This is a genomic window from Aurantimonas sp. E1-2-R+4 (genome assembly GCF_036549515.1).
Taxonomy (GTDB): Bacteria; Pseudomonadota; Alphaproteobacteria; order Rhizobiales; family Rhizobiaceae; genus Aurantimonas; species Aurantimonas coralicida_A.
The window spans coordinates 19419-32593 of record NZ_JAZHLK010000040.1; the positions used below are offsets into that span (position 1 = coordinate 19419).

Genomic DNA, 13175 nt, shown 5'->3' on the forward strand with positions numbered 1-13175 from the left:
GCAGGAGAATAAGCCAGTCTCCCATAGTTTCACCCATGGCGCCCTGAAAAGCGAGAGCGAAAGAAGCGGAGAGGAAAGTTCCCGTGCCGAAGCCACGCGGTCGGCTTGAATATACACCTTTAACGTGTATTATTTTCATCTCCTCAATCATGAGGAGATGCACTCCGGACGGAGAGTGGAACATGGGAAACTATGTAGAAGGCGATAGCCTGTCGCAGGGCAAGAACCTGACTCCCGACGAACGGAAGGCGCATCGCGGTGGCCTCGAGCGTTTCCACAAGGGGCTCGAAAAACTGCACAAGGCGGAAGCGGAACTGGCCCGCGTGCGCGCCGATCTTGCCCGCTCCGGCGCCGATCTGAGCGTGAATGACTCGCTGCACTGGTAGGCGGCGAAGACGCCTCCACACCGGCTGGACCACAACCATACGATGTGAATCGATCCTTTGCGATCACCAGGAAATCTATCCGCAGAAGGAATGGCGATATGACCGGAAACGCGACAAGCTCATTCGAAAGCATGTCCCCTGAACAGCAGAAAGCCCATCTCGGCGGGCTGGAAAAATTCCACACGGGGCTGGAGAAGCTGCACATGGCGGAGGCGGAACTTGCGCGCGTGCGCGCTGATCTGGCCCGCTCCGGCATCGACTTGACGGCCCCCGATTCACTGCACTGGTAGCAGTGGGGGTGGATGGCGAGATGCTTCAGGTCCTCTCGTCCGGTGCGCCCCGGGTCCGAAGCGAGAAGGTTACCGCGGACGACCCCGCCGTCTGCCATGCCATCGGCTCCGCCACGCGACCGATTGCTGAAGCCTACGCAAAGGCGACGGGGCGGATTCTTCGCCGCCTTTCATCGTCGGCCCCGCGCCGTTTTGACGACGGCGACGTGATCGTCGCGCTCGCAGACGATCTGACCGACGATATCGTGGACGCGGCGACAGCACCGGGAGCCGGCTCATTGGCCGGCTTCCTGGTCGGCCGCACCTTGGAGGAACTGAGCGCAAAGGCGGTCGCGAGCGCGACGGCGTTGCACAGGCCTTTGGGCGATGCGCCGTTTCGCCTCGACCTGTCCCCCCAGCTTCCCATCGGCATCGTCGAAACATCGGACTTCGCCCTGTGCGGTCGCGCGTCGGACAAGGCGCATTTGCGCCGGCTGCTCGGCCAGGGCGACAGTCTCGTCTCGGTGACCGGCCATGGCGATGGCATCGACGGCGATCTCGGGCCGCTCGTGCTGTGCCCGGTTGACGCGGCCTTCGCCGCGGAGGGCAGGCCCCGCATGCCGACCTGCCGGGTCTCCAATCATTGTCACCGTCTCCACGTCGCCGCTGAAACGGCGGCCTTCGCCGACGCGACCTTGCATCCCGCCGCCGTCAAGGCGCGGGCGATGATCTGGAACACCTGTGTCGGCTGGCCGTCCCGCGACGGCTTCATCGACCGGACCTATGGCGCCGGCTTGCGCCTCGCCGCCTCACCGGCGCTCGGCGCGCTGGTGACGACGGCCAGGATCGTCATCGCCTCACCGGTGTCGATCGACCTTTTGGCCGGCGCGCTCTCGCGCGGCATGCCGATCGGGGAAGCGGTCGCTGCCCACAATCGCGCGCCCCAAGCCCTCGCATCCGGCCATCGGTTTGTGCTGTTCGGCGACCCCCTGCTGCGCATCGCGCCGAAGCCCGATGCGATCAACGACGCGCCGCCCCTTCCCCCATCAGCGCGTCCGGCAATGTCCCCGCCACCGCGTCCGTCGCGGTCGCCTCTCGCGCCTGTCGCCACCGACGCCCGGGACGGACCGGTGCTGGCCGCCCTCGCCACGCTGGCGTCGACCCGCAGCGATGAGACCCTGCGCGCAGCAGCCTTCGCCTGTCTGACTGACGCCTTGGCCAAGGGCGCGCTCGAAGGCGTCTGGGTCCGCGCGAGCAAAGCGTCGACGCGCGGCGAGGTGCCCTGCCCCCATTGCGCGAGCCTTTCGACCCATCTCAGGCTCGACGGATCGTCAACCGTCAGGCAACGGCTCTTGACGATCTGCCGCCGCTGCGAGGTCGCCGCCGACACGCCGCCGGTGACACGTTTCACAGCCCATCTCGACACCGGCGGCGTCTGGCGGTTGCGGGGAAAGCGTCCCCTGGCGAGCAACTGGCTCGGATCGCTCGTCGCCCGGCGCTGCGAGCCCTTCGCGACGATCGTCGAGCCGTGGCCGGCCGATGCCGCGGGGCGCCCCCGCACGAGCGTCGATTGCGGCCGGTTCCAAGGCGCGGCACCGATGACGCTCGCCGCCATGTTCTACGCGCGGCGACAACTATCGATCTTCTCGCGCCCGCTGCCAGCGAAGCCCGAGGATGTGGCCTCATGACCAACCCGTCCGACCCGCCCGTGGCCGTGTTCGCCCCCTCCTATGCGCTGTCGCTTGCCAAGCTCGTCGGCTTCCTCGCCGTGGTCATAGCGCTCGTTTGGGTTATCGGCACGCGCGACGGGCCGTTGCTGTTCGCGGCGACGCTGGGACTCGGCCTGATCTTCGCGCATGGCCTGGAATTGCAGCACGAGGCGCTGCACGGAATTCTCCTGCGCGGCGAAACCGCCAACCGCCTTGCCGGATCGCTGCTCGGCGCGCCGATGCTTGCAAGCTTCACCGACACCCGTGTCCGCCATCTCCATCACCATCGCCATGTCGGCACGCCAACCGACGTCTTCGATCGAAGCTGCCGGGATTTCACCAACCGGCGCGCCATCCTCCTCCATATCTTCGATCCCGCTCGCCTGCCGGCGTTCCTGCACGCGACGTTCATGCTGGCGCGGGGCGGCTGCACTGGTCCGTTCGGCGCCAAATCGCTCGCCCGGGCGCGGACCGAGCATCTGACGCTCGCCGCGCTCGCTATCGGGCTGATCGTCATCGGTGGAATTTTCGCGCCGCGGCTCCTCGTCCTCGGATGGCTCGTCCCGGCCTTCCTCATCGCGCCGCCGCTGCACTTCCTGATGACCGCGCCGGAGCATCTCGGCCGCGATCCGACGTCCCGCGATCTGACGGCAAACACCCGCTCCTATCGCGCGCCAGCGCTGTGGAGCTATCTGGTCAATTACGACAATTACCATCTCGAGCATCACCGTTACCCGGCATTGCCGTTTCATCGCCTGCCCGCGCTTCATGCGCGGCGGATGGGCGAGCATCCCGGCGGATCCGGCTATGGCGCCGCGCTCGGCGAGGTCGCGGCGGCGATCGCCGCCTGCCGGCGAACGGGCTGACCCGGCATGTGCGCGATCGCGGGGTGCATCTCCTTCGCCGACGCGCCGGACTGCCGTGAACTGCTGGCGGCGATGCGCCATCGCGGCCCCGACGCGTGCCGCCAATTCGTGCACGGGAGGGTCGCGATCGGTGCCGCGCGCTTGGCCATCGTCGATGCCGAACATGGCGCGCAGCCGATGCGGGACCCCGAAAGCGGCACCGCCGTCGTCTTCAACGGCGAAATCACCAACGCGGCCGAACTCCGCGAGGAGCTGAGCCGGCGCGGCCATCGCTTCCGCGGCCGTTGCGACACGGAAGTCGTGCTCGCCGCCTTCGTCGCCTGGGGCGAGGCCGCGGCGGATCGGCTCACCGGCATGTTCGCGATCGCCGTGAGATTTCCCGATCGCCTGCTGCTGCTTCGCGACCGACACGGCATCAAACCACTCGCCTTCCATTGCGACGCGCGCAACGACAGCTTCCTCTTCGCCTCCGAGGCGAAAGCGATCGCCGTCGTCCTGCCGCAGCCGCCAAGCCTCGACCTGACAACCCTTGCTGATTTCGCTGTCCTCGGAACGCCGGTCGACGGCGCCACCTTCTTCGAGACCATCACCGAACTGCGTCCGGGTCACATGATGGCGGTGACCTGGCAGGACCGCGTCCGCACCGGACCGCAGCGGACCTTTGCCGGTTCGGCACGGGCCGCCACGGCAACCCCGGCGGCAAGGGTAAGGGAAGCGCAAGCGGACGAACGCTTCGAAGCCGCTCTGATCGCGGCGGTTCGCCGGCATTGCGTCGCCGACACGGAGATCGTCGTCAGCCTGTCCGGCGGACTGGACTCGGCCGTGCTGGCACTGGTCGTGGCGGAGCAGGCCGGTCGCCCGCCACGGACCTTCACCGTTGCCGAGAATGCGGATCATCCGGATGCGGTCGCCGCCGAAAGGCTTGCCCGATCGCTCGGCGCCGAGCATGAATTCCTCGCTGTGTCGTTCGACGCGTTTCTGGCGGCGATCCCGGCGACGCTCCGCGCCGTGGAACAACCCGATCTCGCCGCCGGGCCGCTCTTCGCGCTGCTTTGCCATCGGATCGGCCTGACCGCCCGCTGCTGCCTGAATGGCGAGGGCGCCGACGAACTCATGGGGGGTTATGCGGCTTATCGGACACCGGAACGATCGCTCGCTGCCATCGAGACGGCGTTGCGGCGCGTGCGCCGGGCCGAGCTGACGCCGCGCGAAGGCGTGTTCACCCGGATCGAGGCGCTGCGTGCGGCGGAAAACAGCAGCGGCCTGCGCGATGCCCTTCTTGCCCACGATCGCGCCGATCCGCTGGAGCGCGGCCATCTGCAGCCGGTCGACCGACTCTCCATGGCCGCCTCGGTCGAAATGCGGGTTCCCTATCTCGATGACGATCTCGGGCAACTGCTGGAAGCCCTGCCGCCCTCGGTGGTCGTTGGCCCGCCGGGCGCGTCCGGCAAGGCGATCCTGCGCCGCTTCGCGGCCCACCGCTACGGCGAGCGCGCCCGCGCCATCGTCACACGGCCGAAGCTGATGATGCCGGAGGCCGCACGCGGTCACCTCACCCGGTTTCGCGGACTGTGTGAGCGCGCCATCCCCGATCGCGCTCTCCAATCCTCCGAATTCGGCGGTCTCTTCGACGATAAATCGGATTTTGTACTGTTCGAGATGTTTCGCCGTCAGGTCTTCGCCAAGGGCGAACTGTCCGACATCCAGGAGGTCATGGCGGAGATGGCGGGGCGGCCCGAAGCAGCGCGGGCGGCCCCGTGAGCCCGCCTGCTCCTCTTCGAATGGGTTTCTGCGGCGCCGGCTGGGTGGTTCGCAACTGCTACCGGCCGGCCCTGGAAGCCCTTGGCGGTCGGATCGTCGTCGCGGTCGTCCTCGAGCCCGCCCCGGCGGCGCGAGCGACGGCCCAAGACCTGTTTCCCGAGGCCATGGTGGTGTCGACGCGCGAGGATCTGTTGGCGGCGCCGGTCGAGGCCATCGTCGTCGCTTCGCCGAACCCTTGCCATGTCGACGACACGGAAGCGTTTCTCTCGGCCGGCCTCGCCTGCCTGGTCGAAAAGCCGGTGCTGCGTGGCACCGCCGAGCGGGCGCGCCTGACAGCCGCCGGCCGTCGCGGCGGGGCGGCGCTCGCCGCCGGAGTCGCCTGCCGTCACCGCCCCGACGTCCGCCGTTGGCTGGAGGGCGCAGCAACAATCGGCCCGCTCCGGCGGCTCGATCTAACCTGGCATCGCCATCGCGGCGTTCCGGCGACCGCCTGGCACCTAGCGGACTCGCCCGGCTGGACCGGCGTCTTCGCCGATCTCGGCTCACACCTTGTCGATCTGGCCGGCGCCGCGCTTGGCTGGCGTACCGACGGGCTGGACATTCGTTTCGCGCGCCAATCCCGTACGGGACACACCGCGCCCGCGGCGTGGTACGACGGGACAGCGCTAGAGGTCATGCCAAGCGCCACCGGCGTCGCCGCCCGGTTCGAGGCGGAGTTGCGCGTTGCAGACTGCGTCGTTCATCTCTCGGTTCGCTGGCTCGACGACACGCCGGGCGACGTGGTTCGGCTCGACGCAATCGGCGACGACGGCGCCTGCCGGCTCCACGGCCTGTTCGGTTTCTCGACCGAGCGCCGGACCCCGCATCAGCGCGTCACCCTGCGGCGACGCGGCAAGGGGCCGGAGATCGACGATTTCACGCCCGGGCCGGCTCTTCATGTGGAGGGTTTCGTGGCAATGCTCGACGTATTTCACTACCGCGCCGCCGCCGGATGGCGAGAGGAACCAGACCTCGCCTTTGCAGCCAGACTCGGCGATGCGATCGAAACGGCGCTTCGATGAGCGCACTCCTCGCCGTCGACCTTGGCGGGACGTTTTTGCGGGCGGCGCTGGTCGGCCCGAAGGACGATATCCGCCGTCGGATCGGCACGATCCCGACACCGCCTCGGGCGACGGACTGTGCCCGCACGATCGCCGACGCATGGGAAGCGGCCGGGCGGCCGGAGCGCGTCGCCGTCGCGGCGGCGCCCCATTGCGACGCGGCGGGTCGGGTGGTCCGCTGGCCGAACCGTCCAGCTTATGAGGGCGAGGCGATCCTTCCCCCCGATCTTCTGGGCCGAATCGACATTCGCATCCTCGACGACGCGGCGGCCGCCGCCCTCGCCGCGCATCCGATGGGCACGCCGGACACGGCGCGCGAGACCACGGTCGCCATCGCGATCGGCACCGGGATCGGCGGTGGCGCGGTTGTCGACAGCCGCCTCCTGACCGGCCGAAGCGGCGCGGCGATGGCGGTCGGGCATATCAAGGTTCCCGCCGCCAGCGGTCTCGTCTGCGCCTGCGGCGAGGTCGGCTGCCTGCAGGCCGCGGCGTCCGGCCGGGCCTTGCGCCGCATGCTGGGCAAGTCGGATGCGGAAGCCTTCGACATCTTCGCGCTTCCAGCATCGATCCGCGATCCGGTTCTGGACCGCGCGGCCGATGCTGTCGCCGAGGCATTGGCGATCCTCGCCCGGGTGTTCGATCCACACAGGCTCACCATTTGCGGCGGCCTCGGCCTGTCGCCCTTGTTCGATCTCTGCGCCAAACGGTTCACCACCAGCGGCGGATTGCCGCCACCGGTCCGGCATCCACACGGCGTCGATGCCGCGCTCATCGGCGCCGCCCGCGCGGCATTTCGATCACTCGCTTGACGCGCGCAGCTACCTCCATAATACTACTTAAAGTTACATTCGAGGTATCGATGCACGCCGATTTCGCCTCCCGCATTCCTTCCTGGCCCCGCTTCGACGAAGCGGACGAAGCCGCGCTGATCGATGTGCTCCGGTCGCGGCGCTGGTGGCGCGGCAATGGCGATGTCGGCGACCGTTTCGAAACGGCTTTCGCCGAGTTTCTCGATATACGCCACGTCCGCGCAGTCTCCCACGGCACGGCGGCGCTGGAACTGGCGTTCGCCGCCCTCGGGATCGGCGCCGGCGACGAGGTCATCGTGCCGGCCACGACCTTCATCGCCACGGCCTCAGCGGTCCTCAGACTCGGCGCCTGGCCAATTCCCGTCGACGTCGAGAAGGACACGCTCAATATCGACGTGGCGCTGATCGAAGCGGCGATCGGGCCGCGCACCCGCGCCATCGTGCCGGTGCATATGGCCGGTCAGGCGGCGGAAATGCTCGAGATCATGGCGATCGCCCGCCGCCACGGCCTGTCGGTCGTCGAGGACGCCGCCCATGCCCATGGCGCCCGCGCCTTCGGTCAGGCGCTCGGCGCGATCGGCGACGCGGCGATCGTCAGCTTCCAGTCCGGCAAGCTGATGACCTGCGGCGAAGGCGGCGCGCTGGTCACCAATCGCGCCGACATCGCGGCCGAGAGCTTCGCGCTGCATTCCTGCGGCCGGCCGAAGGGCGACACGGACTATCGGCATATGATGCCGGCCACCAACATGCGCCTGACCGAGTTTCAGACCGCCCTGCTCCTCGGCCAGCTTCGCCGCCTGCCGGACGAAATGGCGCGGCGCGACCTGATGGCGCCGTTCTTCGAGACGCAGCTCGCCGAGGCGGGTTTACGACCGCTGGCGACGCGCCCCTATGTCGAGCGGCACGGCCGCTACATGGTGCTGGCCTGGTTCGACCCGGCCGATTTCGGCGGCCGCGACGCGGGCGCGCTGTCAGCCGAATTGCGGGCGATGGGAATTCCGGCGTTTCGCTGTTTTCCGCCGGTACACCGGACTGAAATGTTCGCGCCCGGCGCGCTTCGCAGGCTTGCCGGCGTTACCGGCGCGCCGCCCGACTATGCCGCCTTGCCGACACCGGTCGCCGACGCGGCGGCCAAATCGGTCATCTGCTTCTCGCACACGCTGTTGCTCGGCGGCGAAGCGTTGCTCGCCGACATCGCGGCGGCACTCGCCTCGCTCGGAACCGTAGCACCGGCAGGCGCCCGGTCCGCCCGGTCCGCCATTCCGGCGTAACCCCGATGGGTCGCCCCGAGGTCGGCTTCACGGAATTGTCGGACGCTTTCAGCGAGACCCGTTTTGAGGAGAGTGACGGCGCGGTCGTCGGCTTCGCCAGCTTTCAGGCAGCGGCGGCACACGCGACGGCGGCGGCATTCGCGGCGGGCGAAACGCGCGGGCATCGGCTGGAACCCGGCGCCACGGTGCTCCTCGCCGAAGACACCGGACTGCCGCTCTTATCGAAAATCATCGGCCTCTGGGATGTCGGCGCCATCCCACTGGTCGCGCCCACTGGCGCAAGCGCGGCGAGCGCCGCATTGACGAACGAGATCGGCTGGCGCTGGGACGTAGAGCGACCGATGCGGCGTGGCGAACACGACTCAGCACGCGTCCGCCCCGAGGGCGCCGACTCGCTCGCGATTATCCATCTGACGTCGGGGTCGACCGGCGCGCCGAAGCTTGCGCCGCGCAGCGTCGCGAGCCTCCTTGACGAGGCGGCGCGCTACCGCGCCCGCTACGGATTCCAGGCGGGCGAACGCGCGCTCGTCGCCGCGCCGATCGGCCATTCCTTCGGCTTCGGCGCTCTGCTGGGGCTCGTCGCGTCGGGTGCGATCATCCGTGTTCCGTCGGTGTTCAACGCCCGCCGGCTGGCGCGCGCTCCTCGCCGGTTGCTACGCTGTCGTCATCCTCACCGCCCCGATGGCGCGACTACTCGTCGCGGCCGCCCGCCGGAGCGACGTGCCAGCCGCTCCCGCGTTGCGGCTGGCGATTGCCGGGGCCGGCCCCGTCTCCGATGCCCTGTCGGCGAATTTCGCGGCGATGTTCGGCTGCCCGCTCGGCCGCAATTACGGCTGCAGCGAAACCGGCGCGACATTCGGAGACCCGGCGGCGCTGCCCGAAGGCGTCATCGGCCGGCCTTTCGACGACGTTCGTATCCTCAGCCCGTCCGGCGGCGAGACTGCCGAACTCGTCCTCGACCTCGGCCACGCGGTCCTCGCCAACACGGAGCGGCCGCTTTCCATCTGGCGGAGCGGCGACAACGCCCGCCGCCTGCCGGACGGGACGATCCGCCTGCTCGGCCGGCGCGACGCCCGGTTGAAGGTCAATGGCCAAACGATCGAGGCCGATTGCCTGATCAGCGCTGCCCGGGTCGTGTCGGGGGTCAGCGACGCGGTCGCCCTCGTTCTCCAGGCCCCCTCGGCGCCCGACCGCGACTATCTGGCCCTGGTTTGCGAGGGCAACGGGATCGCGCCCGGCCGGCTAGCGGCGGCGGTCGCCGAGCGGGGCGGGGCGATGCCGCAAGCGATCGCGACGCTCAAGCGCTTTCCCCGCACCGCCGCCGGCAAGCCGGACCGCGCGGCGCTCGCAGCGGCGGTGGTCTCGGGCAAGGCGAGGCGGATCGCTTGCCCGTCCGCCGAGCACCGCCAGCCGAACGCCCGCTTGCCGGATGACCCCGTACCGGCCGGGATCAAATGACCGGCACCGACGCCGCGGCGCCGAGCCCGCCCGGCGCGACGGCGCTGCTGCTGCCGCATTTTTCGCCGGCCCCCGACGGCGTGCGGACCGTCGGGGGCCGGATCGTGCGGCTAAATCCCGACAGGACGGCATTCGCCGCGAAGCTCGCGGTCGAAACACCGCTCGACGCGCTGCCCGACACAGAGGCCGGCGCGGAGCGCACCCTTGCCGGTCTCGTCCGAAGCGGCCTCGCCATCGTGCTGCCGCCACCGGTCGAAGCGGATTGCAGCGCCGGGGTTGATCTCATCCTGTCACCGCATGTGGACGACGCGGCGCTATCGCTCGGCGGCACGCTCGCATACGAGCGCAGCGACGGACGGCGCCGCATCGTCTGCAACATCTTCTCCGACCAGGCCTATCAGAGCGGGCTGCGGGCGCCGGCCGCCGCGCTTGCCGCGCTCGCCAGGGACGAGGACCGGCTAGCCGGGCGCATCCTCGGCTATGAAAGCCGCGATTGCGGCCTCCCCGGCGCGCAAGACCGCCACCGCCTGCCACTCGCCCGCACGCTCGGCTGGACGGAGGCAAGCGTCCGGGCTGAGGCGCGGTTCCGCCGGGAGATCGTCGATCTCGCGGCGCGCATTCTGGACCTCGTTTCGCCGGAGCCGGCGACGGGCGATGTCCGGCTGTTCGCCCCGGCCGGCATCGGCGGCCATCTCGACCATCTCCTCGTCCGGCTCGCCATGGGGGACCTCCTCACCGACGGCGCGCTCGATCCGGCCGGCGTGCAATTCTACGAGGATCTGCCCTATGCGGCGGCGAACATGCCCGGCCCGGCCGCGCCCGCCGGCTTTGCCCCGGCGCTCCAAGTGATCGGCGCGCCGGCCCTCGCCGCCAAGCTCTCGGCGCTGCGGGTTTTCCGGACCCGGCTGCGCGGTCCGCAGATCGCGCTGTGCGGCCGGCACGCGGTTCTCATCGCGGGCGAAAACGGCGCGGCGGAGCGGGTTTTCCGCCATTGCGGCACAGGGAGACACGTCGCAACGATGGACAGAAACGCCGCGCTCGGCTCTATGGCCCCATGACCGCTGACGATCACCCCCGCGCCGATCCCTCACCGCCCGCCGCCGACGTCCTCGCCGATGTCGCCAAGGCGACGAGCTTGCGCGAAGGCCGCGAGGGCATCGCGACGGTCCTACGGATCGTAGCAAGCGACGGCCCGCTGGCGCTGCGCGATCTGGCGCGGCTGGTGCGAATGCCGCTGCCCGTGGTCAGCGCCATCCGCCGCGAGCTGGAAACCCTGAAGCTTCTGGAGCGCGGCCAGGGCGTCGCCCTGTCCGCGACGGGCCGCGCCTTCGCCCGCGACGAACTCGGCCTCGAAGCGCCGCAACCCGAACCCGCCGCGCCCGGCAGTCCGGCCCGGCCCCCGCGCGCCCGCCCGGCGGACGATGCCGGCGACACGCTCGATCCCGTCCTCGCGCCGCTGCTGCCGGCGATGGAAACCCATCTCGCCGACGGGCCGAAGGTCGACGTCACCCTCGACCAGGCCCCCTGCACCGCCGAGACGGCGCTCCGGCGCGCTTTCGCCATGCTTCAGGCGGGCGCGCTCGCCGGCCGGCACATTGTGCTTCTCGGCGACGACGATTCCCTGTCGATCGCCATCGGCCTCGTCGCCGGCACTGTGTCCGCTCCGCCCCGCCGGCTGACCGTGCTGGAGATCGACCCCGAGCGCCTTGCCCATCTGGAGCACGGCGCGGCACGCGTCGATTTCGCCTTCGAGCGGATCGTCCACGACATGCGCGACCCGATGCCGGAGGCGCTGCAAGGCGGCTTCGACGTGATGGCGACCGACCCACCCTATACGCTGCCCGGCATGGCGTTGTTCGTCGCGCGCGGCATCGAGGCGCTGGCGGTCGGCCCCGGCCTGCCGGTGTTTTTATCCTATGCCGATCTTTCCCCCGACGACCGGCTCGATCTGCAGGCACGGCTGACCGAGCTGGGGCTGGCGGTGCTTCGCATGCGCCCGTCCTTCAACCGCTATGGCGGCGCGTCGATCCTCGGCTCGGTCGGGCAGCTGATCGAGTTGTCGACCACCAGCCGGACCGCTTCGCCGATCGCCGGCCGGCGCTTCGACGGCGCGATCTATACCGGCGAAATCCGCCCGCGCCTGCGCCGCTATCGCTGCAAGGCCTGCGCCGCGCTGGTGCCGGTCGGCGCCGATCAGGCCGTCACCACCATCGAGGCACTGAAAGAGGCCGGCTGCCCGCAATGCGGCGTCCACACCTTCGAACGCCAGCGCGGCGGCAAGAAGGGCCGCGGCGGGTAGGTTGGTGCGAGCGTGGCTGGCTTCCGAGAGGCGCTATCGGGATACTTGCCAGCGCTGGACGATCTGTTCGGCGAGGATTGTCAGGTCTGATGCGGCAAGATCAGGGGTCGGCACCTCGGCGGCAGGCAGAATAGCGTTGTGGGGACGGGTAATCAGTGCCCCCCGGCAGCCAGCCGCCTGGGCGCCGATCGTATCCCACAGATGACAGGCGACGAGGCAAAGGTCCGAGGTCTCCACGTCCATGTTCTCTGCTACCAAACGATATGTTTCGGGTGCCGGCTTGAATTTGCGAACCGCCTCGACGCTAAAGGAGCGTTCGAAGAATTCTCCAAGCCCGGCACGTTCGAGCGGCGTGGGAGAAGCCCCGCTTGCCGAATTCGTCAGGGTCACCAGACGGAAGCCTGCATCGCGGAGTCGGCTCAGCGCCGGAACCGCATCCGCATGCGCGGGCATCGCGGCCATCCGTTCCTTCAACTCGTCGACGTCCCCGTCCGCAATCGTGACACCCCGGGTCGTCCCGATCATCTGCAATGTCCCGACCCCCAGCGCGCCGAACGGCGTGTAGAGGCCGGACAGCGTCATCGTCTGCGAATAGAGGATCAGCTGCGCGAACCACTCCCGCATCACGGCACCGTCTCCGAACACGCGTGCAAACAGCGGCTCGAGCGTGGTGATGTCGAGAAGCGTCTCGTTCACGTCGAAGACGACGATCGAAGCGGGGTTGTCGTCGCGCATGGGGTTTTCCTTTCAATTTGACGGGCGCAAGGCGGCTACCGTCCGGCCGCTTTCCGGTCACCCTTCAGCCATTTGATCGCATCCGGATAGTCGAACACCAGCGACACCACATTGGTCGCGAGCAGGACCCACAGATACGCATCATAAACACCCACCGCCTGGGGCCGGGCAAAGATCAGAAGCAGGATCAGCAAGGTCCACGGAATGAGATGCGGCAACGCCATCAATTTGGAAAAGCCGCGGTCGTAAAGGATCACCGGCAGATTGAGCAGCATCGCGATATTGGCCAAGAGCGCGATCCAAACGCCCATCGGCTCGCTCAGGAAAAACAGGCTGACCATGTTGATCGGGGCCAGCCAGACTCCCACCCAGATTTGCACCCATCCGGGCAGCGATCTGTAAGTGTCGGTCCACAAAGAAGTTGAATGATATGAATCGTTTGTGATTCCATGCTGTTGATTTGATTCGACGAGGGCATGGAAGCGATGTGGACGAAAGCAAACCGCGGGAAA

General features: G+C 68.9%; 13 protein-coding genes and 1 pseudogene. 12 read left to right on the top strand and 2 right to left on the bottom strand.

Annotated features, from left to right (window positions below):
* The first annotated feature begins 182 nt into the window (after positions 1-182).
* From VQ045_RS16420 to VQ045_RS16470, 12 genes and pseudogenes are all read left to right on the top strand, one after another.
* Positions 183-386: a hypothetical protein gene (locus VQ045_RS16420; RefSeq protein WP_327623971.1), complete on the top strand. Its 204-nt coding sequence runs from the start codon at positions 183-185 to the stop codon at positions 384-386.
* A 98-nt stretch (positions 387-484) separates the two neighbouring features.
* Positions 485-676: a hypothetical protein gene (locus VQ045_RS16425; protein ID WP_253963876.1), complete on the top strand. Its 192-nt coding sequence runs from the start codon at positions 485-487 to the stop codon at positions 674-676.
* Between the two features lie 20 nt (positions 677-696).
* Positions 697-2343, top strand: a complete 1647-nt coding sequence (locus VQ045_RS16430) for a hypothetical protein (protein WP_331830871.1) — start codon at positions 697-699, stop codon at positions 2341-2343.
* Positions 2340-3230 (top strand): fatty acid desaturase family protein, encoded by an 891-nt coding sequence (locus VQ045_RS16435; protein ID WP_331830872.1) that lies wholly within the window; start codon positions 2340-2342, stop codon positions 3228-3230. Before VQ045_RS16430 ends, VQ045_RS16435 begins: the two co-directional genes overlap by 4 nt.
* 6 nt (positions 3231-3236) lie before the next feature.
* The gene (gene asnB / locus VQ045_RS16440) at positions 3237-4991 is read left to right on the top strand and encodes an asparagine synthase (glutamine-hydrolyzing) (RefSeq protein WP_331830873.1); all 1755 of its coding nucleotides are present in this window, start codon (positions 3237-3239) and stop codon (positions 4989-4991) included.
* Positions 4988-6052 carry a Gfo/Idh/MocA family protein gene (locus VQ045_RS16445; protein WP_331830874.1) on the top strand — a complete coding sequence of 355 codons (1065 nt, stop codon included), beginning with the start codon at positions 4988-4990 and terminating at the stop codon, positions 6050-6052. The genes asnB and VQ045_RS16445 overlap by 4 nt, the downstream gene beginning before the upstream one ends.
* Positions 6049-6900, top strand: coding sequence for an ROK family protein (locus VQ045_RS16450; RefSeq protein ID WP_331830875.1), 852 nt, complete (start codon positions 6049-6051; stop codon positions 6898-6900). The genes VQ045_RS16445 and VQ045_RS16450 overlap by 4 nt, the downstream gene beginning before the upstream one ends.
* Before the next feature lie 50 nt (positions 6901-6950).
* Positions 6951-8171 carry a DegT/DnrJ/EryC1/StrS family aminotransferase gene (locus VQ045_RS16455; protein ID WP_331830876.1) on the top strand — a complete coding sequence of 407 codons (1221 nt, stop codon included), beginning with the start codon at positions 6951-6953 and terminating at the stop codon, positions 8169-8171.
* Positions 8172-8176: 5 nt separating this feature from the next.
* Positions 8177-8740 (top strand): annotated as a pseudogene (locus VQ045_RS22045) (AMP-binding protein); the annotation flags it as partial.
* 31 nt (positions 8741-8771) lie between these two features.
* The gene (locus VQ045_RS16460; RefSeq protein WP_331830877.1) at positions 8772-9629 is read left to right on the top strand and encodes a hypothetical protein; all 858 of its coding nucleotides are present in this window, start codon (positions 8772-8774) and stop codon (positions 9627-9629) included.
* Positions 9626-10687 (top strand): PIG-L family deacetylase, encoded by a 1062-nt coding sequence (locus VQ045_RS16465; RefSeq protein ID WP_331830878.1) that lies wholly within the window; start codon positions 9626-9628, stop codon positions 10685-10687. Before VQ045_RS16460 ends, VQ045_RS16465 begins: the two co-directional genes overlap by 4 nt.
* Positions 10684-11928 (top strand): bis-aminopropyl spermidine synthase family protein, encoded by a 1245-nt coding sequence (locus tag VQ045_RS16470; protein WP_331830879.1) that lies wholly within the window; start codon positions 10684-10686, stop codon positions 11926-11928. Before VQ045_RS16465 ends, VQ045_RS16470 begins: the two co-directional genes overlap by 4 nt.
* A 33-nt stretch (positions 11929-11961) precedes the next feature.
* Here VQ045_RS16470 and VQ045_RS16475 read toward each other — a convergent pair whose 3' ends face one another.
* Complete coding sequence (locus tag VQ045_RS16475) at positions 11962-12663, bottom strand: haloacid dehalogenase type II (RefSeq protein WP_331830880.1); 702 nt, start codon at positions 12661-12663, stop codon at positions 11962-11964.
* Positions 12664-12698: 35 nt separating this feature from the next.
* Entirely contained in the window at positions 12699-13031 is a 333-nt protein-coding gene (locus VQ045_RS16480; protein WP_331830881.1) for a hypothetical protein, read from the bottom strand.
* Positions 13032-13175 lie beyond the last annotated feature (144 nt).

What these genes read in the sequence shown, in the direction of transcription:
- VQ045_RS16420 (WP_327623971.1), top strand. Translation starts at nt 183, where the DNA reads ATGGGAAACTATGTAGAAGGCGATAGCCTGTCGCAGGGCAAGAACCTG.
- VQ045_RS16425 (WP_253963876.1), top strand. Translation starts at nt 485, where the DNA reads ATGACCGGAAACGCGACAAGCTCATTCGAAAGCATGTCCCCTGAACAG.
- VQ045_RS16430 (WP_331830871.1), top strand. Translation starts at nt 697, where the DNA reads ATGCTTCAGGTCCTCTCGTCCGGTGCGCCCCGGGTCCGAAGCGAGAAG.
- VQ045_RS16435 (WP_331830872.1), top strand. Translation starts at nt 2,340, where the DNA reads ATGACCAACCCGTCCGACCCGCCCGTGGCCGTGTTCGCCCCCTCCTAT.
- asnB (WP_331830873.1), top strand. Translation starts at nt 3,237, where the DNA reads ATGTGCGCGATCGCGGGGTGCATCTCCTTCGCCGACGCGCCGGACTGC.
- VQ045_RS16450 (WP_331830875.1), top strand. Translation starts at nt 6,049, where the DNA reads ATGAGCGCACTCCTCGCCGTCGACCTTGGCGGGACGTTTTTGCGGGCG.
- VQ045_RS16455 (WP_331830876.1), top strand. Translation starts at nt 6,951, where the DNA reads ATGCACGCCGATTTCGCCTCCCGCATTCCTTCCTGGCCCCGCTTCGAC.
- VQ045_RS16465 (WP_331830878.1), top strand. Translation starts at nt 9,626, where the DNA reads ATGACCGGCACCGACGCCGCGGCGCCGAGCCCGCCCGGCGCGACGGCG.
- VQ045_RS16470 (WP_331830879.1), top strand. Translation starts at nt 10,684, where the DNA reads ATGACCGCTGACGATCACCCCCGCGCCGATCCCTCACCGCCCGCCGCC.
- VQ045_RS16475 (WP_331830880.1), bottom strand. Translation starts at nt 12,663, where the DNA reads ATGCGCGACGACAACCCCGCTTCGATCGTCGTCTTCGACGTGAACGAG.